This window comes from Nocardia sp. NPDC050378 (assembly GCF_040655675.1).
GTDB lineage: Bacteria > Actinomycetota > Actinomycetes > Mycobacteriales > Mycobacteriaceae > Nocardia > Nocardia coubleae.
Genome location: NZ_JBFAKI010000013.1, coordinates 123455 through 146453, shown reverse-complemented (window position 1 = coordinate 146453; position 22999 = coordinate 123455). Strand labels below are relative to the sequence as shown.

The following is a 22999-nucleotide window of genomic DNA, read 5'->3' as shown; positions in this document are numbered from 1 at the left end:
TCACCGAAGCCTCGGACAGCATCAGCAACTTCTCGGCGTACGCCTGAGCCTCCGCGACTACAGGATCGACGTCAGGGTTGGTGGGCGCAGACATCGTCGTCACTGCCTCTCCTCAAGGGACGTTTACTGTTTCCAATAGTTACACCTACGAGTGGTCACGTCAACTCCGCGAACCCCTGGAAGCCGGTCCGCGCGAGCGTCGACGCGGTGACCCGACAAGCTACTCACCAGTAAAAACGGCTCTACCTGTGACACCGTGTCATGCACAGTCCATGCGCCCGCGTGGTGAGATCGGGAAAATTCTTCGTGGCGGGCGCGTCGCGGGACCGGCGGTACCGACTACCTGCGGTGATCCGTGCGCGAACAAAGGCCCCGCGACGACTGTCGCGGGGCCTTCGCCGGGTGATCTCAGGATTGCGGCAGGTCCGGAATCCGGGTGGCACGGGCATAGACGGTCTCGCCCTCGTTGAGCCGCAGGGCCGCGGCGTCACCGCGCGTGACCTGCGCGGCGAACTGATCGCCGGTCGCGGCATTGCGCAATTCGAGGCGGACCTCGAAACCCAACCGGACGATGCGTTCGACGGTGGCCCGGGTGACCCCGGCCGACTCGGCGGTGCCCTCGTGCTCGGCCAGCGCCATGCTCGGATCGCGGCCGATGCGGATGTCGTGCGGGCGGACCAGGTGACCGTTGAGCCGGGCGACCGCGCCGAGGAACGACATCACGAACTCGTTGGCGGGCCGGTCGTAGACCTCCTCGGGCGAACCGACCTGCTCGATGCGGCCCTTGTTCATCACCGCGATCCGGTCGGCCACGTCGAGGGCTTCCTCCTGGTCGTGGGTGACCAGCACGGTGGTCACGTGGACCTCGTCGTGCAGCCTGCGCAGCCACTGGCGCAGATCGGTGCGCACCTTGGCATCGAGCGCGCCGAACGGCTCGTCGAGCAACAGCACCTGCGGGTCGACGGCGAGCGCGCGGGCCAGCGCCATGCGCTGACGCTGACCACCCGAGAGCTGCGCCGGGTACCGGTGCTGGAAACCGTCGAGGCCGACGATGCCGAGCAACTCGTCGACGCGCTTGTCGATCTCCTTCTTCGGCCGCTTGCGGATCGTGAGCCCGAAGGCGACGTTGTCGCGCACGGTCATGTGCTTGAACGCGGCGTAGTGCTGGAACACGAAGCCGATGTCGCGCTTCTGCGGCGGCACGTGGGTGACGTCGTTGCCCGCGATGACCACGACGCCCGAATCCAGGTTCTCCAGGCCGGCGATCGAGCGCAGCAGGGTGGACTTGCCCGAACCGGACGGGCCGAGCAGGGCGGTCAGCTCGCCGGAGGGGATGTCGATGCTGACGTCGTCGAGAGCGGCGAAGGAACCGTAGTTCTTGCGCGCGTTGGTCACGGTGATCATTCGGTGCCCCGCTTGCGTTCGAGAAGAGTCATCAGGAGGAGTACGACCAGGGCCATGCCCATCAGGAGGGTGGCCGCGCTGTAGGCGCCGAAGGTGTTGTGGTCGTTGATGTAGCGGCCGTGCACCAGCAGGGTCAGCGTCTGGGATTCGCCGGGCAGCGCGGTGGAGACCATGATGACCGCACCGAACTCACCGAGCGCGCGGGCGACGGTGAGCACGACACCGTAGGTCAGACCCCAGCGGATGGCGGGCAGCGTGATGCGCCAGAACGTCTGCCAGCGCGACGCCCCGAGGGTGGCGGCCGCCTGTTCTTGATCGTCGCCGATCTCGTGCAGCACCGGCTCCACCTCGCGCACCACGAACGGCAGCGTCACGAAGATGGTGGCGATGACCATGCCGGGCAGGCTGAAGATGACCTTGAAACCGAGGGTCTCCAGCCCACCGAACCAGCCACCGGCACCCCAGAGCAGGATCAGCGAAACACCGACGACCACCGGCGACACCGCGAACGGCAGGTCGACGATGCCCTGCACCAGGCTGCGCCCGGGGAACTTGCTGCGCACCAGTGCCAGCGCGGTGACCACGCCGAACACCACGTTCAGCGGAACGACGATGGCGACGATGATCATCGACAGCTGGAACGCCGACTGCGCGGCGGGCGTGGTGATCGATTCGAGGAACGCCCCGATCCCCCGCTCGAACGTGCGCCACAGAATGATGACCAGCGGCAGCACCAGCAGCACGGCCAGGTAGCCGAGCGCGACGGTACGCAACGACAGCCGGGTGAACGCGGACAGTCTCATCGGGCCGCCTCTTCCTTGCGCGAGGACCGTTCGGCGAGCAGCCGCAGCACGAGCAGGCTGACGAACGAGATCACCAGCAGCGCCACCGATACCGCGGCCGCGTTGACGGGCCGGTCGACCTCGATCTGCTGCTGGATGTACTGCGAGGTCATCTGGGTCTCGCGCGGGATGTTGCCACCGATCAGCACCACCGACCCGTACTCGCCGATCGCCCTGGCGAAGGCGAGGCCGCCACCGGAGATGATCGCGGGCGCGAGCGTGGGCAGCACGATCCGACGGAAGGTGATCCAGTTGCTCGCGCCGAGCGACAGCGCCGCCTGCTCGACCTCCTTGTCGACCTCGATGAGCACCGGCTGTACCGAACGCACCACGAACGGCAGCGTCACGAAGGCGAGCGCGACCACGAGGCCCGGCTGCGAGGCGTTGAGATGGATGTCGATCGGGCTGTTCGGGCCGTAGAGCGAGAGCAGCACGATCGAGGCCACGATCGTCGGCAGCGCGAACGGCAGGTCGATCAGCGCGTTGACGATCCCTTTGCCGGGGAATTCGTCGCGCACCAGCACCCAGGCGATGAGGGTGCCCATCAGCACGTTGATGACGGCGACGATCACCGAGACGCCGATGGTCACCTTCAGCGAGTCGAGCGCTGCGGGCGCGGTGACCGCGTCCCAGAATCCGGCCCAGCCGTCCTCGAACGAGCTGACCGTGAGCGCCGCGAGCGGCAGCAGCACGATGACGCTGAGCCACAGCACAGCCACACCGATGCCGACCGGGCCGACCGAGCCGGTCACGCGCAGCCACGACAAGCGGCGGCCTGCCGGGCGTTCTTCGGGTTTCGCGGCACCGCCGGGAGCGGGGGTTGCCCCGGTCCCGGCGTGCCCACTGCTGTCAGTCACAGTTGTCCAGTATCGCGTGTGCGCTGGGTCACGGCCTACTTGGTGGCCTGGTCGTAGATGACCGCGACCTTGCCGGTGCCCTGGGCGAACAGCTCCTTGTCGACCGTCTTCCAGCCGCCGAGGTCGTCGATTGTCCAGAGCTTGGCCGGCTGCGGGAAGTCGTCGGCGAACTCGGCCGCGATCTTCGGGTCGACCGGGCGGAAGCCGGCCTCGGCCCACGCCTTCTGACCGGCCGGGGTGAACAGGAAGTCGCGGAAGGCCAGCGCCTTGGCCTGGTTCTTGGCGTTCTTGAGCACCGCGACCGGGTTCTCGATCTTGAATGTGACCGGCGGGTTGACGTGCTCGACCGGGTCGCCGTTGCGCTCGGAGAAGATGGCCTCGTTCTCATAACTCAGCAGCACGTCGCCGGTGCCCTGCAGAAAGGTCTCGGTGGCTTCGCGGCCCGACTTGGGCTGCACCTTCACGTGTTCGGGCGAGATCAGCTGCGTCAGGTAGTCCAGGCCGGCCTGCGGGTTCTTGCCGCCGTCGCTCTTGGCCGCGTAGGGGGCGAGCAGGTTCCACTTCGCCGAACCGGAGCTGAACGGGTTCGGGGTCACCACCTCGACACCCGGCTTCACCAGGTCGTCCCAGTCCTTGATGCCCTTGGGGTTGCCCTTGCGCACCACCAGGGTCACCACCGAACCGAACGGGATGCCCTTGCTCGCGTCGGCGTTCCAGTTCGACTCGACCAGACCCGCGTCGACCAGGCGGGTGATGTCGGGCTCGACCGAGAAGTTCACGATGTCGGCCTCGGCGCCGTCCTTGACCTTGCGCGACTGGTCACCCGATGCACCGTAGGACGGCCGGATGGCGACGTCCTTGCCCGCCTCGGTCTTGTTGAACTCGGGCACGACCTTGTCGAAGCCCGGCTTGGGCACGGCGTAGGCGTAGAGGTTGATGGTGCCCGCGCTCCCGTCGGCGGCCGAGTCACCGCCGGTGGAGTCGCTGGCGCCGCCGCTGCAGGCCGACAGGGTGATGGCGGCGACAGCGGTGAGGGCGACAGCGGCGACGCGACGGCGCGAGCCGAATCGGGTGATGCGAGACATCGGGATGTACCTTTCGGAAAGGACCTGCCGGACAACGGTTGTCGTTGTGGCGGGTTGACGCATGTCGAGAAGATGGCGCGACTCGGGCCCGAGGCCCCGGAGTGACGGACGACACCTGCGAAAGGAAAGCGCGCGCCAGTCTACTGGGAGGAAACGCGCAGGAGTGTCCGGTGGCCGATCAACGACAGAGAATATCGGCGACAGCGAGGTTGCCGACAGCGATCAACGCCAGTTCATGGCGGATCTGCGGGACGACACTCGATGACACAGGCGAACTGTAGCAGATCCGTGCATGATGGTTCGAATCGACGAGAGTTCAACAACGAGGGGGGATTTCAGCCATGACCATGGCTCCTGACCGGGTCCGCACACGTTTTCCGGAGATCAGCACGCGCACCTGGGAGCACCCGGCCGACCGCACCGCGCTGGTGACCCTGCGGTCGCTGAGCGGGTTCGACACGGTGCTGCGCGCATTGTCGAGCCTGCTGCGGGAACGCCAGCACCGGTTGCTCTATCTGGCCACCGCGGTGCGGGTCGACGATCGCCAGTTCCGCACCCTGCACCAGTTGCGCGCCGACTGTGTGGGCGTGCTCGACGCGCAGGTCACGCCCGAGATGTTCGTGCTGCAGGACCCGTCGGTGAACGCCTTCACCATCGGCATGGACAAGCCGTTCATCGTGCTCACCACCGGCTTGCTCGAGCTGATGGACACCGAAGAGCTGCGGTTCGTCATCGGGCACGAACTGGGGCACGCACTGTCCGGGCACGCGGTGTACCGGACGATGCTGATGCATCTGATGCGGTTGTCGGCCTCGGTGGGCTGGATGCCGGTGGGGGGCTGGGCGCTGCGCGCGATCGTCGCGGCGCTGATGGAATGGAGCCGCAAGTCCGAACTGTCCGGTGACCGCGCGGGACTGCTGTGCTGCCAGGACGTGGACGCCTCGGTGCGCGTGCACATGAAGACGGCGGGCGGCGCCTGGCTGAAGGAGATGAACCACGGCGCCTTCCTCGACCAGGCCGACGACTACCTGCGGTCGGGCGACCTGCGCGACGGGGTACTCAAGCTGCTCAACCTGGAGTTGCAGTCGCACCCGTTCTCGGTGTTGCGCGCCGCCGAACTGCGTCGCTGGATCCAGTCCGGCGAATACGACCGGGTGCTCTCTGGCACCTATCCGCGACGCGAGCAGGATCGCAACGCGCGCATCAGTGACGAGGTGAAGGAGGCGGCCCGCCACTACCGCGAGTCGTTCGACCAGTCCGAGGACATGCTGGTGCGCACCGTGCGCGATCTGGGGCGCGACGTGGGATCGGCGGTGAACACCGTCGGCCAGGAAGTCGGCCGTACCGTCGCCGACCTGGGCAAACGTTTCGACGACTGGCGCAAGAACTGATCGGGCCGACCGGTGTGCGCTATCGGTGCGCGCCGGTCACCTGGTGAAGAACCAGGCGATGACGACCAGGACGAGCAGGGCGACGAGGGCGAGCTGAACGCGCGAACGTGGCATCAGCGGGCACCGCTGCCGACGGTGGGGCGGGCCGGCGCGGGCGCCGGGACGGGCGCGAGCTCGGGGTGGTCGTCGCGGCCGAGCGCACGGAAGATCGCGCGCAGGGCGCGGTCGAGGCCGTAGGCGATGGCGAAGCTGATCGGGACCATGCCGACCAGGACGACGAGGAATTGGGGAATGAACGGCAGCCCGGCCACCCACAGTTCGAAGCCGTCCCACCATCCTGCGATCCGTTGCACGACGACCACCCTAGTCGGTCGCCGTGAACACCCCTCACGACCGGGCGGTTTCTCCGGTGCGGTGGACGCGGGCCGACATCGCACAGATCATGGGGTATGCCCTCTTCGCACGAAGACAGCCTGCCGATTCTGACGCCGGTGCTCTCGAGTGGTCGACGAGGCGCCTTCCCACCGATCGACGACTACGCCTTTCTCTCCGACTGTGAGACCAACTGCCTGATCGCCAGCAGCGGCTCGGTGGAGTGGATGTGTGTGCCGCGGCCGGACTCTCCCAGCGTGTTCGGCGCCGTCCTCGATCGTGCCGCCGGCCATTTCCGGATCGGGCCGTACGGTGTGCACGTGCCCGCCGCGCGGCGTTATCTGCCCGGCGGGATGATCCTGGAGACGACCTGGCAGACCGAGACCGGCTGGATGATCGTGCGCGACGCGCTTGTCCTCGGTCCGTGGCACAACACCACTTCGCGTTCGCGCAGCTTCCGCCGCACCCCGATGGACTGGGACGCCGAGCACATCCTGCTGCGGACGGTGAAGTGTGTGAGCGGCACGGTGGAACTGGAGCTGAGCTGCGAGCCGTCGTTCGACTACCACCGCGACGGTGCGCGCTGGGAGTACACCGGCAAGGTGTACGAACAGGCCACCGCGTCGTGCGCCGCCGACGACTCCTGCCCGAGCCTGACACTCACCACCGATCTGCGGCTCGGGTTGGAGGGCCGCGAGGCGCGGGCGCGGACCAGGCTGAGCGAGGGCGACAACAGATTCGTCGCGCTCACCTGGTCGGAACTGCCCGCGCCGGCCACCTTCGACGAGGCGGCCGACAAGATGTGGACCACGGCCGAATGCTGGCGGCGCTGGATCACCCTCGGCGATTTCCCCGACCACCCGTGGCGCAACTATCTGCAGCGCAGCGCACTGACCCTCAAGGGCCTCACCTACGCCCCCACCGGCGCCCTGCTCGCCGCGCCCACCACGTCGCTGCCGGAAACCCCTGGCGGCGAACGCAATTGGGACTACCGCTACACCTGGGTGCGGGACTCGAGTTTCGCGCTGTGGGGCTTGTACACCCTCGGTCTCGACCACGAGGCCGACGACTTCTTCAACTTCCTCAACGACGTGACCACCGGCGACAACGGCGACGCCGTCCCCCTGCAGGTGCTCTACGGTATCGGCGGCGAACGCCACCTCACCGAGGAAACGTTGCCCGAGCTGTCGGGCTACGACTACTCCCAGCCGGTCCGTATCGGTAACGCCGCCTACGACCAGGACCAGCACGACATCTGGGGCACCATGCTCGACGCGGTGTACCTGCACATGAAATCGCGCCAGCAGGTGCCGGATTCGTTGTGGCCCATGCTCGAACGCACGGTGAACGCGGCGATCGACCACTGGCGTGAACCCGATCGCGGCATCTGGGAGGTACGCGGCGAACCGCAGCACTTCACCGCGTCGAAAGTGATGTGCTGGGTGGCGCTCGACCGTGGCGCCCGGCTGGCACAGCTGCACGGCAAGCACACCCATGCGACGCGCTGGTTCGAGATCGCCGAGGAGATCCGCGAGGACGTCCTGGCTCACGGCGTCGATGCCGACGGGGTGTTCACGCAGACCTATGGCGGCACCACCCTCGACGCCTCGCTGCTGCTGATCGTGCTCACCCGGTTCCTGCCGGCCGACGACCCGCGAGTGCGGGCCACGGTGCTCGCCATCGCCGACCGGCTCACCGTGTCCGGGCTGGTCCTGCGCTACGACACCGACACCACCGATGACGGGTTGTCCGGCGAAGAGGGCACTTTCACGATCTGCTCGTTCTGGCTGGTGTCGGCGCTGGTGGAGATCGGTGAGCTCGAACGCGCCACCCACCTGTGCGAACGGCTGCTCGGGCTGGCGAGCCCGCTACGGCTCTACGCCGAGGAGATCGATCCGCGCACGGGCAGGCACCTGGGCAACTACCCGCAGGCGTTCACCCACCTGGCTCTCATCAACGCGGTGACCCATGTGATCCGGGCCGAGGACTCACGCCAGGCAGGCCAGTTCCAGCCCGCCCACACCCCGGTACACCAGTCGAGTCAGTAGGCGAGTTTCTCGGCCCGTGCGCGCAGCGCGGCCACCGTACGCAGCCCGGCGTCGATCTCGGTGAGGCGCAGCTCGCGGTGGTCGCCGTAGCGCAGCCCGGTCTCCTCGGCGGCGCGCAGTGCCTCCTCGGCGGTGCGCGAGACTTCGGCGGCGATCTCGGTGTAGTGGTCGCGCAGCACTCGCTGCAGCGTGCGCAGGCGGTTGCGGGACTCCTTGCCCACCTGGAAGATCACGTCGTCGGCGAGCCGGGCGACGGCCACCTTGGCCTCGGCCTGCCTGCGCTGCTTGCGGTTTCGCCGGTCGTCCCACAGCGCGTTCACACCGAGCAGCACGCCCGCGCCCGCCGAGTACCAGTTCACCAGCGACATACCGAGCAGGCTGGTGGCGAGACCCACCATCAGGATGCCGCCGTAGGAGCCGCGCAGGGCCGACAGGAACTGCTGTCCCACACCGGCTTTGGCGCTCTCCAAGGGTTCGAGCGGTTGCACCGGCTCGAGCACCTCGCCCGGATTGGTGAGCCGCAGTTCCGGCAGCGGCGGGGTGCGGTTGTCGGGTGGGAACTTCGCGGCCACCTGCTCGGACAGCTCGACGGCACGGTAGTGCGCCATCACGAAGTTCTCCTCGACCGCCTCACAGATCCGCGCGTCGAGTTCGGTGGCGAAATCGGCCCACTTGCGAGCCGGGTCGATCCGCGAGATCTCGGCCTCGGCCTCCCGGACCAGGCTGCGCAGCCGATGGCGCAGGTCGTGTTCGATATCGGCGCCCAGTTCGGCGCTGCCGTCGACCAGGGTTACCTGCCAGGTGGCAGTGCGCTGACGCAACTGATCGGCCTCGGTGCGGGCGGCGGCCAGTCGCTGCGTGATCTCGGCGCGGCGGCGCGGGTCGCGCAGGGTGTCGGCCTCGGCGCGCAGGGTGACGGTGAGCTGGTCGGTGACCAGCGCGATATCGCGCACCGCCGCGGTCACCGCGACCGAATCGGCGCGGGCGACCACGAACTCGCGCAGATGATCGATGAGCTGGGGCACCCCGGACTCGATATCGCGCTGCTGGTCACGGGTCTCGCCCGCCTGGCGGTGCAGCACCGCCGACACGGGAGCGACAGCGAAGTTCAGGCCCGCTTCATCGAGCAGCACACGGTTGCGGCGCTGGGTGAGCGACCAGTGCGGGGTGCGGTCGATCTTGGTGAGCACACACACCACCGACGGGCAGACCCGTTCGACGCGGCGCAGGTAGTCCAGCTGAGCCGGGGTGAGTTCGGCGGCCGAATCGGTGGCGTAGAGGACCACGTCGGCGGCGGCGATCATCGACCAGGCCGCTTTGTCGTGGGTGGTCGCGCCCGGTGCGTCCATCACCACGAGGCCGTCGGCGAGCAACGGGCTCGGCTCGGCGAATTCGGCGCGCACGACGCCGAGCGAGATCAGCGCCGGGCCGGGGTCGAGCGGGTCGACCGGCACCCGCTCCATCCGGCCGCGCGGATCGGACTTCACCAGCGTCGCGGTCGGCGTCCGGCCGTATTCGACGATCACCGGCACGCTCGGCTTGCCGTCGGTGGCGCTGACCGGGGTGCCGACCATGCTGTTGACCAGGGTGCTCATCCCGGCGCCCGGTTCGCCGACGACGACCATGCGCACCCGGGGATCGGTGAGTCTTGCCCGCACCATGCCGAGGCGGGCATCGAGGTCGTCGCGCCCGCCGGAGCGGACCAGGTCCCGCAATTCGTCGACGAGCGAGACCACCGGTGCCATCGCGTCCGGATGCTTTACCGTCGCGGTCTGCAGTCCGGTCGCGGCAGACAACCTGTTCCTCACTCTCGTTGCATGGGCCCGGTCCTCGTTCTGGGACTAGACGAAGTCGTACCCAGCGTGCGCGGTGGGAAACGCCGACGACAAGTCGGCGGCACCGACGCCCGGCTCGAACAGACCGGCCGAGGCGCCATAGTAGCCGCCGTCGTGCTGATCGAACTCGGCGGCGATGGGCTTGGTCTCGATGACCGGCGGTTTCACCGGTGCGACGGTCGGCGCCACCGTGGCAGGCGGGGTGACCACCGCGGGCGGGTCGACGTCGACGGTCGGTTGCTTGGTCGGCGCGGTCGGCTGCTGCGTGGGTACGGTCGCCGTGGGCACCGACGCGGTTGGACCGGTGGGGTCGGCGGGCGTATCGACGCTGGGGGTGCTCGGCGTGGTCGCACCCGTGCCGGGGCCGGTGGTGAGGTCGTCGTCGGGGTAGGTGGGCGTCACCGGGACAGTGACACCGGTGGTCGGCACGGTGACCGTCGGCACCGTCACGTCGGGGCGCGTCGTCGGGACGGTCACGGTCGGCACCTCGGGCGGCTTCACCGTCGAGGGTGTGCTGAGGTCGACGGTCGTCGGCGTGGACGGCGGGGTGACGGTGGGCAGGGTCGTCGGCGTGCTGGTCGAGGGCTCGGGAACCACAACGGGTTCGGTGACCGGCGCCGGAGCGAGCAGGCCCGGCACAGCCGCCGCGGGCGCGGTGAGCGGGGAGGCACCCGCCGGACCGCCGAGCACGTTGGCGATGGGGGTGGTCGCCGCGTCGGGCTGGATGGTGGTCTGCAGGGGTGTGCTGACCACCGGGCTCGGTGCGATCGGCGCGGCGACGACCGGAACCGGAGCAGGGACCGGGGCGACGGGTGCTGGAGCGGGCGCCGCGGCGATCGGCGCGGGTGCGACGGCGGCGGGGGCCGGGGCGATCGGCGCCGGGGCCACCGGTACGGGGGCGACGGGTGCCATGGCGGTGGGCGCACCGGTTACCGGCGCTACGCCGCCCGGGGCCGCATGACCGGGGGTCGACGCGGACTGACCCGGTACGACCGTGCCTTGCGCCGGTGCGGTCTGACCCGGTCCGGTGTGACCGGGTGCGGTGGCGCCGGGCACGGCCGATCCGCCGGGGCCGGGGGCGACGGAATCGGCCTGACCGGGCGTGCCGGGCGCAGGCTGACCGGGCGCGCTCTGGCCGGGCGCGAGGGGCCCACCGGTCGAGCCGGGAACAGTCGCCGCGGGCAGGTCTGCACCCGTCGCGGCGCCTGGGAGACCAGGGCTCGCCGCACCGGGCGCCTCGGAGCCGGGCAGCGCCGGACCCGTCGATCCACCAGGTACGTCCGAACCGGGCAGCGCCGGGCCGGTCGACGCACCGGGTACCCCACTCCCCGCCCCGTCGAGCGGTGCGGGCTCGCCGGGGATGCGGATCCCGTCACCGAGCCACTGGCTGTAGTCGTCGAGCGCGTCGCCGACATTGCCGACCTGCACGTCGACCTTCATCTGGGAGGTGAACCACACACCGTCGAGCCCGGCGTGCATGTCGATCTGCCAGTCGGAGGTCACCATCGCACCGAAGCCGTCGAACAGGCCGCCGAGGTCACCGATGCCGTCGAAGGGGCCGCCGGGGCCGGCGACCTGGCTTGCCCCGTCGGAGCCGGGCAGCCCACCGAAACCGGGCAGGCCGTGGTCGTAGCCGGGGATCCCACCGCCGAAACCGGGGGCGCCGCCGTCGTAGCCGGGGATGCCCGCACCGGGCAGGCCGTCGTAGCCGGGGATGCCGATGCCGCCGCCGGGGACGCCGTCGTAACCGGGGATACCGCCGGGGAGTCCGTCGTATCCCGGGATCCCGATGCCGGGAATGCCGTCGAGTTCGGGGAATCCGGCGCCCGGCTGCCCGGCGCCGGGCTGGCCCGCGCTCGGCTTGTCGGTGCCCGGGATGCCGAAGCCGCTGTCGCCGTAGCCCGGTTTGGGCCCGTAGGAAGGGATGCCGATGCCGTTCGACGAATCGTCGTCGTCGGTGCCGGGAATCCGCGTGCCCTGGTCGCTGTCGGAACCGGGAATCTCGGGGCGCCAACCGCTTTCGCGTGGCTGCGAGGTCAGCGTGACATCGCCGTCCATGGGGCGCTGCGTACCGAAGGGGCTGTAGGGCAACGGGTTCGGAGCCGGTTCCGCGGGCAGGTCGGGGAAGGTGAGGACCGGGCTCGGTGCGTCGGGCTCCGGGTCGCTCGGCACCTGCGACGACCAGCCTGCGTAGCGGCTGTCGGCATTGCTGCTGCCCTGTTCCGGGCTCGTCCCGTTGGCGGCGACCAGCGCGCCACCGGTGACGTACGCGCCGGCCCGCGCCACCCGAGCAACACCATTGGCCACCAGGTAGGCCGTGTCGGTGCCGTCGGCGCGCGCGTTATCGTCGTCGAAAGGCAGTTCCCGCGTCATTCTTGCTCCACCACTCGCATCGCTGACTCTCCCCACCCACGAACGAGGCGAAGTGAAGATCATCCAACACTAATTGCCTGGATCTGTACTGTCATTTCCACCAGGACGGCCGGTCCCACCTTATGGCGAGCAACGCCTTTCGGCGAGCCGTCGGAACCGGGGGGACGCAGATCCCAAGAGAACTCTAACGATCGCTCAACGAAGCGTGAAGATCGCCTGCCTAGCGTCGGTTTCGCCGGCCGAGACGAGTCGGCGAACACACTGCCAGGAGACCGATCATGACCACTTCCTCCCTGCGCCGCCGCATCGGCGTCGTCACCGCGACCGTCGGCGGCGTGGCGCTGCTCACCGCGACCCTCAGCGGTGCCGCGCTCGCCGACCCCGGCGCACCCGATCGCGGCGAACACGTCCGGATCATCTGTACCGCCCCCGGCGGCGACCTGCCCGTGCCGCCGGAACCGCCGCTCGAACCGCGCATCGACCTCGAGCGTTTCCCCGCGCACCCCGGCCACGACCGCACGATCCACATCGGCCCGGGCGCACCCGGCGAGCTGCCCGAAGGCGTCGAATGTGTGCGGATCGCACCGGGCGGGGAGCGGACCGTCGTCGAGCTGCCCGACGGCGCACGCCCGGCTCTCCCGCGCTGACCTGCGGTGACGATCGATCGCACTAGGGTGAGCAGATGACCGGACAGCAGATCTTGGTCGTCGACGACGAGGTCCGCGTGCTCGCGTCACTGCGGCGTGGGCTGGAACTGTCGGGTTTCGAGGTGCTCACCGCGACCGACGGCGCCGCTGCCCTCACTCTGGTGCGCTCGGCCGCACCCGACGCGATGGTGCTCGATGTGAACATGCCCGAGCTCGACGGCGTGGGCGTTGTCACGGCGTTGCGGGCGTTGGGCAACGACATCCCCATCTGCGTGCTCAGCGCCCGCAGCGCGGTGACCGACCGCATCGCCGCCCTGGAAAAGGGTGCCGACGACTACCTCACCAAGCCCTTCGACCTCGGCGAACTCGTGGCCCGATTGCGGGCGTTGCTGCGGCGCAGGTCGGTCACCGGCACGTCCAACGGCGAGACGATCCGGGTGGGCGACGTGACGATCGACCTGGCCGGGCACCGGGTGCGCGCGGCCGGACGACCGGTCGACCTGACCAAACGCGAGTTCGAACTGCTGGCGATGCTGGCCCGCAATGTGGGCATCGTGCTGGGTCGCGAACAGATCCTGTCCACCGTGTGGGGGTACGACTTCAGCACCGACACGAATGTGGTCGATGTGTTCGTGTCGTATCTGCGCCGGAAATTGGAGGCCGACGGGGTGGAGCGAGTGGTGCACACCGTGCGCGGGGTCGGATTCGTCATGCGGGAGCAGCCGTGAGAACACGCTCGTGGTCGTTGCGTACGCGGGTCGCGGTGGTGTCGGCGGTGGTCGCCGCGGTTGTCGCGGTGACGCTCGGGCTCACCTACGCGGCACTGCTGAAGGCGGCGGGCGCCCGTCAGCTCGACGAGACCGTGTCGACGATGCGGGTGATCGTCGCCCATCCGGCCCGTGAAATCCCCTCGGCACCACCGCTTTCGCCCGAACCCGCGACACCCGTCGAGCCCTCACCCGCGCCTGCTCCGACCGAGGGCTCCCAGGTCAGCCCGGCGCCGCCGAACGCTTGGCTACCCGACGGTCGACCGCTCACCCGCCCGGCGCCGCCGGATGTGGGGCTGGCGCTCGTGCAGGGCGCGCCCGGCATGGTCGTGCGGCTCAACCCCGATCGCGACCTGATCGCTGCCGCCATCACCCGCAGCCAGCTGATCGGACTCGGCATCGGCGTGGGCGGAGTGCTCGTCGCGGCCGGATTGGGTTGGGTGCTCGCGGGATTCGCGGCCCGGCCGCTGCGCAGGCTCGCCTCGGCCACACACGAGATCGATACCCTCGACCGCTTGCCGCCGTTGCCGGGGCGCGGGGTCAGGGAGGCCGAGGAACTGTCCGATGCCATCAACCGCATGCTCGAACGCCTGGAAACCGCCCACGGACAGACCAATCAGGCGCTGGCGAGCGCCCGCGATTTCGCCGCCGTCTGCGCGCACGAACTGCGCACCCCGCTCACCGCCATGCGCACCGACCTGCAAGTCCTCGCCGGTACCGAACTGCCCGCCGAGCAACGCGGCACCGTCCTGGCCGACGTGCTCGAGGCCGAGCGCCAGATCGAGCACACCCTCACCGATCTCGAGCGCCTGGCCGTCGGCGACCTCACCGACCGCGCCGCGTTCGAACCGTTCGAACTGTGCGAAACCCTCGACCGCGCGGTGCAGAACGCGCGCCGTGCCCACCCCGGCACCGAGATCACGCTCGCCGCCTGCGATCCGGTCCCGATGACAGGGCTGCCCGGCGGGATCATGCTGATCGTGACGAACGCCGTCGCCAACGCGGTACACCACGGACAGGCGAGCGTGGTGCAGGTCTGGGCGGAGCCGGGCTCGATCACCATCGACGACAACGGCACCGGCATCCCGGAACACCTGAGCGCCAACGCTTTCGACCGCTTCGTCAAACGTCCCGGTTCCCCTGGTTCGGGACTCGGTCTCGCACTGGTCCGTCAGCAGGCCGAATTACACGGCGGTACAGCCGAATTGAGCCGCAGCCCGCTCGGCGGCACACGCCTCACCGTGCGTGTGCCCACCGAACCCGGCTGAGTTACTTGCCCTTCGGCTTGTCCGAGGCCGCGTCCGAGGACAGCGCGGCCACGAAGGCCTCCTGCGGCACGTCGACCCGGCCGATGGTCTTCATGCGCTTCTTGCCTTCCTTCTGCTTCTCGAGCAGCTTGCGCTTACGGCTGATGTCACCGCCGTAGCACTTGGCGAGCACGTCCTTGCGGATGGCGCGGATGTTCTCGCGCGCGATGATCTTCGAGCCGATCGCCGCCTGGATGGGCACCTCGAACTGCTGACGCGGGATGAGTTCGCGCAGCTTGGTCGTCATCTTGTTGCCGTAGGGCTGGGCCGCGTCCTTGTGCACGATGGCGCTGAACGCGTCGACGGCCTCGCCCTGCAACAGGATGTCGACCTTCACCAACGCGGCTTCCTGCTCGCCCGCCTCTTCGTAATCGAGGCTGGCGTAGCCGCGCGTGCGCGACTTCAGCGAATCGAAGAAGTCGAAGATGATCTCGGCCATCGGCAGCGTGTACCGCATCTCGACGCGGGTCTCGGACAGGTAGTCCATGCCGAGCAACTCGCCGCGCCGCGACTGGCACAGTTCCATGATCGAGCCGATGAACTCGCTCGGCGCGATCACGGTGCACTTGGTGACCGGCTCGAACGCCTGGCGCACCTTGCCCTCGGGCCAGAACGAGGGATTGGTGACGATGTGTTCCTTGCCGTCTTCCATGACCACGCGGTAGATCACGTTGGGCGCGGTGGAGATGAGATCGAGGCCGAACTCGCGCTCGAGGCGTTCGCGGGTGATCTCCATGTGCAGCAGACCGAGGAAGCCGCAGCGGAAGCCGAAGCCGAGCGCCACCGAGGTTTCCGGCACGTAGGTGAGCGCGGCGTCGTTGAGCTGGAGCTTGTCCAGGGCGTCGCGCAGGTTCGGGTAGTCCGAACCGTCCACCGGGTAGAGGCCGGAGTAGACCATCGGCTGGGGTTCGCGGTACCCGGTGAGGGCCTGCGTCGCGCCGTCGCGGGCGCTGGTGATGGTGTCACCGACCTTGGACTGACGAACGTCCTTCACGCCGGTGATGAGGTAGCCCACCTCACCGACGCCCAGGCCCTGGGTGGGCTTGGGTTCGGGCGAGACGATGCCGATCTCGAGCAGTTCGTGGGTCGCGCCGGTCGACATCATCTTGATCTTCTGGCGCGGGGTCAGCTTGCCGTCGACCACGCGGATGTAGGTGACCACGCCGCGGTAGGTGTCGTAGACGGAGTCGAAGATCATGGCGCGGGCGGGCGCGTCGGCGTCGCCGACCGGCGGCGGGACCAGCCGGACCGCCTCGTCGAGCAGCGCGGGCACACCGACGCCGGTCTTACCGGAGACGCGGAGCACGTCCTCGGGTTCACAGCCGACGATGTGGGCGATCTCGGCGGCGTAGCGGTCCGGGTCGGCGGCGGGCAGGTCGATCTTGTTCAGGACCGGGATGATGGTGAGATCCTTGTCCATCGCCAGGTAGAGATTGGCGAGAGTCTGTGCCTCGATCCCCTGCGCGGCGTCGACCAGCAGGATCGCACCCTCACAGGCCTCCAGCGCGCGCGACACCTCGTAGGTGAAGTCGACGTGGCCCGGGGTATCGATCAGGTGCAGCACGTAGTCGGTGCCGTCGACCTGCCACGGCAGCCGGACGTTCTGCGCCTTGATGGTGATCCCGCGCTCGCGCTCGATGTCCATCCGGTCCAGGTACTGGGCGCGCATCGCCCGCTCCTCGACCACACCGGTCAGCTGCAACATCCGATCGGCCAGGGTCGACTTGCCGTGGTCGATGTGGGCGATGATGCAGAAGTTCCTGATCCGCGACGGATCGGTGAACGTCGTATCGGCAAAGCTGGAAGCCACTCCACTCCTCGAGGGGTATCGGCGAACTGGGTCCATCGTCCCACGACCACACGCGCGGGCCTGTCACCGGTGCACCCGGAGCCGGGTCAGTCGTTATATTTCCAAGCATGGCCAGCAGTTGGAACACTCTCGGCAAGCAGCTCGGCGTGATCGCCAAGGAGCAGGGGCCGAAGATCGTGCGCAAGCAGGGACCTCGGCTGCTCGAGAAGCTGGCGGGTGCATTGGGCGGCGCCAAGCCCGGCCCCGTCGTGCCGGTACGCCCGACCGCCTCCACCCCGGTGCCGACCGCGCATCGGGCCCGCCAGATCGTGTACTGCCCGCAATTGGACGGGCGCGCCGACCCGGGTGAGGTCGTGTGGACGTGGGTGCCGTTCGAGGAGGACCCGACCAACGGCAAGGACCGGCCGGTGCTGGTGGTCGGCCGCGACCGCAAAACGCTGCTCGGACTGATGCTGTCGTCGAAACCCGAACGCGCGCACGACCGCAACTGGGTGGGCATCGGCTCGGGTCCCTGGGACCACGCGGGCCGGGCGAGCTGGGTGCGGCTGGACCGGGTGCTCGATGTGCCCGAGGACGGCATCCGGCGCGAAGGCGCGATCGTCGAACGCAAGACCTTCGACCTGGTCGCGCACCGGCTGGTCGCCGAATACAGCTGGAGCTGACGCGACGACCCCCGATCCGGACACACCGGATCGGGGGTCGTGAAAGCCGGCTCAGCTCAGCACATCCCGGGAACGGCCGAAGATCATGCCGTACACCAATGCCCCGAGCACGCCACCGATCAGCGGGAACACGAAGAACGCCCACACCTGACCCATCGCGCCGTCCTGGTACGGCGCGACCGCGAGGCTGCGCGCCGGATTGACCGAGGTGTTGTCGACCGGGATCGAGATCAGGTGGATCACGGCGAGCGTGAAACCGATCGACATACCGGCCAGCGGCACATCCGAGAGGCGGTCGGTCGAAGCGAGCACGACGAAGACCAGCACCGCGGTGAGCATCACCTCGATGATGATCATGGCCGCCATGCCGTACCCGTTCTGCACCACGACCTCGCCGAGCGGGCCGGTGGCCGCCGACGGACTGTGCTTGCCCCAGCCGTTGGCGCCGAGGCCGTCGACCGGCCGGTCGTAGCTCGGCAGGTTCTTGGCCACCGCGAACAGCACCAACCCGGCCAGGAGGCCGCCGATGAGCTGGGCGACCCAGTAGCCGACCGCCGAGACGACCGTGACCCGCCCGAGTAACAACTGGCCGAGCGTGACCGCGGGGTTGACGTGGCAGCCCGAGATCGGCCCGATGGAGTACACGAGGAACAGCAGGGTGAGGCCGAAGGCCAGCGCCACACCGAGCGCACCCACCCGATCACCGGCGATCACCGCGGTGCCGACACCGCCCATGACGAGAAGGAACGTGCCGAGCGCTTCCGCCGCCCACTTCTTGGGCTCGGGGATGACTTCGGGTTCAGTGAGTTCTTGTGCTGTGAGCGACATCTGCGACCACCTCTCCGGGAGAATGATCCCCGCGACGAGCGGGGTCCGCACGAGCGTTTCGGACATTACGCCAGGCAAGAGACCTCTACAACGACCGCGAGGTTTGTCGAGCCGGCGCCGGAAGGCACCCCTTTCAGTGGCGGTACGTCCGCGTAGTCGCGCCCGACACCCGGCGACAACGCCGAGTGAGCCACACGTAGATTTCTCGCATCACCGGAAACGGGTGAACTCGCCGTCCGCGCCGGTGTGGACGGGCGGGGTCGATTTCGCCGGGCGGTGCCGAGCTGGTAACCTCGATCTTCGGCGCGGTGTTACCCGTAGTTCAGCACCATCTGCTGCATCGTGGGCGCGCGCCCGACGAGCTTTCAAGACATACCACCCAGCGACAGGAAACCAGAGGATACAGGCGTGGCCAACATCAAGTCCCAGATGAAGCGGATCCGTACCAACGAGGAAGCGCGCAAGCGCAACCAGTCGGTCAAGTCCGCGCTGCGCACCGCGATCCGCAACTTCCGCGAAGCTGCTGCCAGCGGTGACAAGGAAAAGGCTGCCGAGCAGCTGCAGTTCGCGAGCCGCAAGCTCGACAAGGCTGCCTCCAAGGGCGTTATCCACGCCAACCAGGCAGCCAACAAGAAGTCCGCGCTCGCGCTGGCTCTGAACAAGATCTGATCTGCCCGGGTCGCTGTACCCGGTTCGCAAGACGCAGCCGCCGTGGCCTCGATGACCACGGCGGCTTTTGTCGTCGGCTACCATTCCGCGCATGTTGACGGTGTACGCGAATCAGACGGTGGTACGAGGCGACGACCTGGCCGAGGTGATCCGCGCGGCGGAGATCCTCGGGCTCGGTCTCAAGATCGAGAACGTGATGGTGCCCGACGAGGACGGCGGCTACAGCGTCGCCTGGGTCGTCACCCGTGAGGACGAGATCCCGCTCTACGAGGAGTGGGAGGGCCGGTACGAGGACCTCGAGGAAGACGAGGAGGCCCTCGCCGTCATCGGCGACTGACCCTCAGCCGGTGGCACGTAGGTCGAGGATGCGCGCGAGCGCGTGTTCCACGGCGAAGGTGGCATCGGCGGCGCCGCCCTTGACGTCGGCGTTGAGGGCGGCCACCACCTGCAGGGCGGTGCCGATCGAGGCCGGGTTCCAGCCACGCGCCTGCGCCTGGGCCTTCTTCACCTTCCACGGCGGCATCCCGAGCTGCTGCGCCAGTTTGAACGGGTCGCCGCGGCCGGCCGATCCCACCTTGGCGATGGTGTGGACCGAGTCGGCCAGCGCGTCGGCCAGCAACACGTGCGGGACGCCACGGTCGGTCGCCCAGCGCAGCGCCTCCATCGCGGCGGACCGGTCGCCTGCGACGGCGAGTTCGGCGACATCGAAACCGGTCACCTCGGCGCGGCCCGAGTAGTACCGGCGCACGGCGTTCACATCGATCTTGCCGCCGGTGTCGGACACCAGCTGCGAACAGGCCGCGGCCAGTTCACGCAGCTCGAACCCGACGCATTCGATCAACACCTGCACCGCTTCGGCCCCGACCTTCACGCCCGCGGCCCGGAACTCGCCGCGCACGAATTCCACCCGCTCCGCCGGTTTGGTGAGCTTGGCGCACTCGTGCACCACGGCGCCCTGCTTCTGCAGCGCCGGGACCAGCGCTTTGGCGCGGCCGCCACCGGAGTGCAGCACCATCAGGACCACACCGGGCGGCGGGTCGGCTGCCGCGTCGGTGATCACCGCCACCGCGTCCTTGCCCGCCTCGGCCGCCGATTCGAGCACGATCACGCGGTCTTCGGCGAACAGTGAGGGGCTGAGCAATTCGGCCAGCTCGGCGGTGCTGGCGTCACCGGCGCGCATCCTGTCCACCGGCACCGAATCCGGGTCGGGTGCCCCCGCCCGTACCTCGCTCATCACCCGCGCGACAGCGCGCTCGACCAGCAGTTCCTCGTCACCGAGAACCAGATGCACCGCAGGGAGTTCGCTCACGAGGCGATCCTACGTAGGGGTACCGACGGGATCGGCGAGGGTCGCGATTCCGCTGCTCGTCCGCCCCCCACGGGTTATGTCGCGCGAGCGATCGCCCTGTGTCGGCCCCTTCCGGTAGCACCTCACGCATGGGATCACCCCGACCTCGGCGTCGAAGTTTCGCGCTGAGCGACCCGACGAGGCCCTCCTCCCCGATCGACGTGAACGAGGTGCCGGTGGCGGCAGTCGGCGGGACTTGACCATCCGTTGTTCTGTCGCAGTACCGAGCACGATGACATCGCCGTCGAGGTCGGTTCGGGCGATTGTCGCGCCCAGCGCGGTGAGCACCTCGATGACATCGGGATGTGGATGACCGAAGGTGTTGTCGGTGCCGGAGCTGATCAATGCCAGGCGCGGCCGGACCGCGCGCAGGAATTCCGCAGTTGTCGTCCGCGAACCGTGGTGCGGAACTTTGAGCACGTCGGCTCTGATGTCGTTGCCGCGCATCGTCTTCCGCTGCGCCTCGCTCTCGATGTCGCCTGTCAGCAGAACCGTCCCGAGTGCCGTGCGCGCCCGCACCACCAGCGACCGATCATTGGCATCATCGAGCTCCAGCGAACCGGGCACCCGCTCCCCCGGCGCGAGAACGTCGAGTTCTGTCGCCCCGAATCGCACCACATGTCCCTGATGCAGCTCGATCAGCGGAACCCCCGCGTCCTCCGCGAGCTCCACGGCTCTGCGCACTCCGTCGCCTGAATGGTCATGAACGCCACCGCTCTCCGTTGCGGTCGTCGCGCTTGAGGCAGGCCGAACACAGGCCGACGGCAGTCTCGAAGTCACTGTCGGCAGCGCCCCCGCAGGCCTCGGCTGCGATCCAAGGGTGGGCGTGGGGCAGCTGGGCGGGCGGGTTTCGCCGGGGGCGGTGGCAATGGCGTCTACTGCGCGGCCGTGGAGGGCGCCCGCGAGGCCGTCGATGTGGTCTGCGTGCGGGTGGGTGAGGATGAGCAGGGGGACCCGGGTGACCCGGAGGCGGTCGAGACAGCGGCGGATGGGGCGGGGGTCGGGGCCGACGTCGACGACTATGGCGGCACCGGGGGCGACAGCGAGGGCGAGGGCGTCACCCTGGCCTACATCACACATGGCGAGGACCCAGCCCGCAGGCGGCCACCCGGGGTGCCAGAGCCGGACGGGGACCAGGACGACCGCGATACCGAGGCAGATGACGGCAAGGAGCCGACGGGTCCGCGACCAGCGCAATGCCGCCACCAGGACGACCATGACAGCGGCCGCGACCAGGCCTGCCGCAGTGCCCGACTGCACCGTGACGGCGGCGCCGGGAAGGGCGGCAGCGTGTTCGGCGACCCCGAGCAACCACCACAGTGGCGGACGCGCACACCACAGCACCCACACGGCCGCGTCCACCCACAGGCACGCGACTACGGCACCGACCGCTCCTATCACCGTGATCACTCCGACCACGGGGGCGACGAGGACATTGGCGGCGACGGCTACCAGACTCACCCGCCCGGACAGGGCGACCATCAGCGGCAGTGTCACGACGAAGGCCGCCGCCGACACCGCGAGAATCTCGGCGGGCACGCGCCACCATCCGCGCTCGCGCAACCAGTCCGCCCAGCTCGGTGCGAGCAGGATCAGCCCGGCCGTGGCCAGCACCGACAGCGCGAAGCCGGCGCTCACCGCCAATTCCGGTGCGACCGCGAGCAATCCGATCACCGCACCACACAGGGCGGGTAGTGCCTGTTTGCGGCGACCGGTCAGCAGGGCCAAGACCGTCACCGAACCCATCGCGGCGGCGCGCAACACACTGGGATCCGGCCGGGCGAGGATCACGAAGACCACCACTGCCCCCGCGGCGGTCGCTGCCCTGGTTCTCGGTCCGGCGGTGAGGATACGGCTCAGACCGAGCAGCGCGGTCAACAAGATTGTGAAATTGGCTCCGCTGACGACGCACAGGTGTTGCAAGCCGGCGATTTCGAAGGCATCTCTGACCCCAGTCGACAGGGCGGCGGTGTCGCCGACGACCAGTGCGGGTAGCAGACCCGCCGCGTCGGGCGGTAGGGCGCGCGCGGCCGCGTCGGCCAGGTCGGCGCGTACGCCCGTCGCGAGTCGTTGCCACCAGGGCGGGACACCGATGCGTTCCGGTTCGGTGCTCGCCCGCAACGTGGCGACGGTGAGGTCGGCCCGCAACGGTTCGCTCACCGTTGCGCGGAACCGAACCACCTGTCCCGGTGCGAGTTTCGCCCACTCCTCCCCGGCAGCGAGAACCACCAGCGCGCCACCGGCGTGTGTGCGGCGCGCACTATTGCCGAACTCGCGCAGGCCGACCCGGAGGATCCATCGCCGTTCGCCGCCGAACGAACCCGCCCGGATCTGTTCGGCGTCGTCCGAGATCTCCGCTACCACCGTCACGGTTCGCCCGACCGATTCCCGCAACGGATGTGCCTGCACGTGATGTTCCCGCCACGCGGCCGCCGCCCCGAATCCGGCGCCGAGCAGCATCGTCGCTGTCCCCGCCACAGCGACGACCCGCCACCGTTCCCGCCGATGCGCTATCGCCCACAACAAGCCGACCCACGCGCCGATCGCTCCCAGCACCGCCAGGACGGCCAGCACCACCCCCGCTCGCCAGCCGAGGGTCAGGGCGAGGAGCGTGGCCGCCCAGCACCCGAGCGCAGCGGGCACCAGCCGCATATCGAGGACCTGGGGCTCCTCCTGATCCTCGTCGGCCGCCGGGTTCCCCGGTCGCACCGATGGACGACGGCTCGACCCCGGCGATACGAACGACCTGCCGAT

At 69.0% G+C, this 22999-nt stretch carries 20 protein-coding genes and 1 pseudogene; 8 read left to right on the top strand and 13 right to left on the bottom strand.

The window, feature by feature from the left end:
* Positions 1 to 408 precede the first annotated feature (408 nt).
* The 5 genes from AB0I35_RS25090 to AB0I35_RS25070 all read right to left on the bottom strand — a co-directional run bounded on the left by AB0I35_RS25090 (position 409) and on the right by AB0I35_RS25070 (position 4456).
* Positions 409 to 1404, bottom strand: a complete 996-nt coding sequence (locus AB0I35_RS25090) for a sulfate ABC transporter ATP-binding protein (protein ID WP_067642328.1) — start codon at positions 1402 to 1404, stop codon at positions 409 to 411.
* Positions 1401 to 2207 carry a sulfate ABC transporter permease subunit CysW gene (gene cysW / locus AB0I35_RS25085; protein ID WP_067642329.1) on the bottom strand — a complete coding sequence of 269 codons (807 nt, stop codon included), beginning with the start codon at positions 2205 to 2207 and terminating at the stop codon, positions 1401 to 1403. The genes AB0I35_RS25090 and cysW overlap by 4 nt, the downstream gene beginning before the upstream one ends.
* Positions 2204 to 3013, bottom strand: a complete 810-nt coding sequence (gene cysT / locus AB0I35_RS25080) for a sulfate ABC transporter permease subunit CysT (RefSeq protein ID WP_357398719.1) — start codon at positions 3011 to 3013, stop codon at positions 2204 to 2206. Before cysT ends, cysW begins: the two co-directional genes overlap by 4 nt.
* 125 nt (positions 3014 to 3138) lie before the next feature.
* Complete coding sequence (locus AB0I35_RS25075) at positions 3139 to 4188, bottom strand: sulfate ABC transporter substrate-binding protein (protein WP_357398711.1); 1050 nt, start codon at positions 4186 to 4188, stop codon at positions 3139 to 3141.
* Positions 4189 to 4366: 178 nt separating this feature from the next.
* Positions 4367 to 4456 carry an Ms4533A family Cys-rich leader peptide gene (locus AB0I35_RS25070; protein WP_312032668.1) on the bottom strand — a complete coding sequence of 30 codons (90 nt, stop codon included), beginning with the start codon at positions 4454 to 4456 and terminating at the stop codon, positions 4367 to 4369.
* A gap of 73 nt (positions 4457 to 4529) precedes the next feature.
* Between AB0I35_RS25070 and AB0I35_RS25065 the strand changes: the two genes are divergently transcribed.
* Positions 4530 to 5579: a M48 family metallopeptidase gene (locus AB0I35_RS25065; protein WP_067486640.1), complete on the top strand. Its 1050-nt coding sequence runs from the start codon at positions 4530 to 4532 to the stop codon at positions 5577 to 5579.
* A 113-nt stretch (positions 5580 to 5692) separates the two neighbouring features.
* On the opposite strand, the gene AB0I35_RS25060 is transcribed toward AB0I35_RS25065, so the two are convergent.
* Positions 5693 to 5932, bottom strand: coding sequence for a hypothetical protein (locus AB0I35_RS25060; RefSeq protein ID WP_357398710.1), 240 nt, complete (start codon positions 5930 to 5932; stop codon positions 5693 to 5695).
* Positions 5933 to 6028: 96 nt separating this feature from the next.
* Here AB0I35_RS25060 and AB0I35_RS25055 point away from each other — a divergent pair, with 96 nt between their 5' ends.
* Positions 6029 to 7999 (top strand): glycoside hydrolase family 15 protein, encoded by a 1971-nt coding sequence (locus AB0I35_RS25055; RefSeq protein WP_357398709.1) that lies wholly within the window; start codon positions 6029 to 6031, stop codon positions 7997 to 7999.
* Here the strand turns inward: AB0I35_RS25055 and AB0I35_RS25050 are convergent.
* Together AB0I35_RS25050 and AB0I35_RS25045 are read right to left on the bottom strand one after the other, a co-directional pair.
* Positions 7993 to 9795: a hypothetical protein gene (locus AB0I35_RS25050; protein WP_357398708.1), complete on the bottom strand. Its 1803-nt coding sequence runs from the start codon at positions 9793 to 9795 to the stop codon at positions 7993 to 7995. The two genes, AB0I35_RS25055 and AB0I35_RS25050, sit on opposite strands and share 7 nt — an antisense overlap.
* A gap of 45 nt (positions 9796 to 9840) precedes the next feature.
* Entirely contained in the window at positions 9841 to 12207 is a 2367-nt protein-coding gene (locus tag AB0I35_RS25045; protein ID WP_357398706.1) for a hypothetical protein, read from the bottom strand.
* A 278-nt stretch (positions 12208 to 12485) separates the two neighbouring features.
* On the opposite strand from AB0I35_RS25045, the gene AB0I35_RS25040 reads away from it, so the two are divergent.
* From AB0I35_RS25040 to AB0I35_RS25030, 3 genes are read left to right on the top strand one after another with little or no spacing between them, the layout of a single operon-like run.
* A complete protein-coding gene (locus tag AB0I35_RS25040) occupies positions 12486 to 12854 on the top strand; it encodes a hypothetical protein (protein WP_357398705.1) in 369 nt (122 codons plus the stop codon).
* Positions 12855 to 12889: 35 nt separating this feature from the next.
* A complete protein-coding gene (locus tag AB0I35_RS25035; RefSeq protein ID WP_357398704.1) occupies positions 12890 to 13582 on the top strand; it encodes a response regulator transcription factor in 693 nt (230 codons plus the stop codon).
* Positions 13579 to 14889: an ATP-binding protein gene (locus tag AB0I35_RS25030; protein WP_357398703.1), complete on the top strand. Its 1311-nt coding sequence runs from the start codon at positions 13579 to 13581 to the stop codon at positions 14887 to 14889. Before AB0I35_RS25035 ends, AB0I35_RS25030 begins: the two co-directional genes overlap by 4 nt.
* A 1-nt stretch (position 14890) precedes the next feature.
* Here AB0I35_RS25030 and lepA read toward each other — a convergent pair whose 3' ends face one another.
* Positions 14891 to 16774 carry a translation elongation factor 4 gene (lepA, locus tag AB0I35_RS25025; protein WP_357398702.1) on the bottom strand — a complete coding sequence of 628 codons (1884 nt, stop codon included), beginning with the start codon at positions 16772 to 16774 and terminating at the stop codon, positions 14891 to 14893.
* Between the two features lie 71 nt (positions 16775 to 16845).
* On the opposite strand from lepA, the gene AB0I35_RS25020 reads away from it, so the two are divergent.
* Positions 16846 to 17400, top strand: a complete 555-nt coding sequence (locus AB0I35_RS25020) for a type II toxin-antitoxin system PemK/MazF family toxin (protein ID WP_067642340.1) — start codon at positions 16846 to 16848, stop codon at positions 17398 to 17400.
* A 51-nt stretch (positions 17401 to 17451) separates the two neighbouring features.
* Here the strand turns inward: AB0I35_RS25020 and AB0I35_RS25015 are convergent, their stop codons facing one another.
* Both AB0I35_RS25015 and AB0I35_RS25010 read right to left on the bottom strand, forming a co-directional pair.
* Positions 17452 to 18228 (bottom strand): aquaporin, encoded by a 777-nt coding sequence (locus AB0I35_RS25015; protein WP_067642390.1) that lies wholly within the window; start codon positions 18226 to 18228, stop codon positions 17452 to 17454.
* 65 nt (positions 18229 to 18293) lie between these two features.
* Positions 18294 to 18407: pseudogene (locus tag AB0I35_RS25010) on the bottom strand (transglutaminase family protein); the annotation flags it as partial.
* A 229-nt stretch (positions 18408 to 18636) separates the two neighbouring features.
* Between AB0I35_RS25010 and rpsT the strand changes: the two are divergent.
* Together rpsT and AB0I35_RS25000 are read left to right on the top strand one after the other, a co-directional pair.
* Positions 18637 to 18897 (top strand): 30S ribosomal protein S20, encoded by a 261-nt coding sequence (rpsT, locus tag AB0I35_RS25005; protein ID WP_067486282.1) that lies wholly within the window; start codon positions 18637 to 18639, stop codon positions 18895 to 18897.
* Between the two features lie 91 nt (positions 18898 to 18988).
* Complete coding sequence (locus AB0I35_RS25000) at positions 18989 to 19234, top strand: hypothetical protein (protein WP_067486280.1); 246 nt, start codon at positions 18989 to 18991, stop codon at positions 19232 to 19234.
* A gap of 3 nt (positions 19235 to 19237) precedes the next feature.
* On the opposite strand, the gene holA is transcribed toward AB0I35_RS25000, so the two are convergent.
* Complete coding sequence (gene holA, locus AB0I35_RS24995) at positions 19238 to 20206, bottom strand: DNA polymerase III subunit delta (protein WP_181698350.1); 969 nt, start codon at positions 20204 to 20206, stop codon at positions 19238 to 19240.
* 9 nt (positions 20207 to 20215) lie between these two features.
* On the bottom strand, positions 20216 to 22954 hold the full coding sequence (locus AB0I35_RS24990) for a ComEC/Rec2 family competence protein (protein ID WP_357398700.1): 2739 nt from the start codon (positions 22952 to 22954) through the stop codon (positions 20216 to 20218).
* Between the last annotated feature and the right edge of the window lie 45 nt (positions 22955 to 22999).

Bases quoted from the DNA above. Each gene is read 5' to 3' on its own strand.
- AB0I35_RS25090 (WP_067642328.1), bottom strand. From the start codon at position 1,404: ATGATCACCGTGACCAACGCGCGCAAGAACTACGGTTCCTTCGCCGCT.
- cysW (WP_067642329.1), bottom strand. From the start codon at position 2,207: ATGAGACTGTCCGCGTTCACCCGGCTGTCGTTGCGTACCGTCGCGCTC.
- AB0I35_RS25075 (WP_357398711.1), bottom strand. From the start codon at position 4,188: ATGTCTCGCATCACCCGATTCGGCTCGCGCCGTCGCGTCGCCGCTGTC.
- AB0I35_RS25065 (WP_067486640.1), top strand. From the start codon at position 4,530: ATGACCATGGCTCCTGACCGGGTCCGCACACGTTTTCCGGAGATCAGC.
- AB0I35_RS25055 (WP_357398709.1), top strand. From the start codon at position 6,029: ATGCCCTCTTCGCACGAAGACAGCCTGCCGATTCTGACGCCGGTGCTC.
- AB0I35_RS25045 (WP_357398706.1), bottom strand. From the start codon at position 12,207: ATGACGCGGGAACTGCCTTTCGACGACGATAACGCGCGCGCCGACGGC.
- AB0I35_RS25040 (WP_357398705.1), top strand. From the start codon at position 12,486: ATGACCACTTCCTCCCTGCGCCGCCGCATCGGCGTCGTCACCGCGACC.
- AB0I35_RS25035 (WP_357398704.1), top strand. From the start codon at position 12,890: ATGACCGGACAGCAGATCTTGGTCGTCGACGACGAGGTCCGCGTGCTC.
- lepA (WP_357398702.1), bottom strand. From the start codon at position 16,774: ATGGACCCAGTTCGCCGATACCCCTCGAGGAGTGGAGTGGCTTCCAGC.
- AB0I35_RS25020 (WP_067642340.1), top strand. From the start codon at position 16,846: ATGGCCAGCAGTTGGAACACTCTCGGCAAGCAGCTCGGCGTGATCGCC.
- AB0I35_RS25015 (WP_067642390.1), bottom strand. From the start codon at position 18,228: ATGTCGCTCACAGCACAAGAACTCACTGAACCCGAAGTCATCCCCGAG.
- AB0I35_RS25000 (WP_067486280.1), top strand. From the start codon at position 18,989: ATGTTGACGGTGTACGCGAATCAGACGGTGGTACGAGGCGACGACCTG.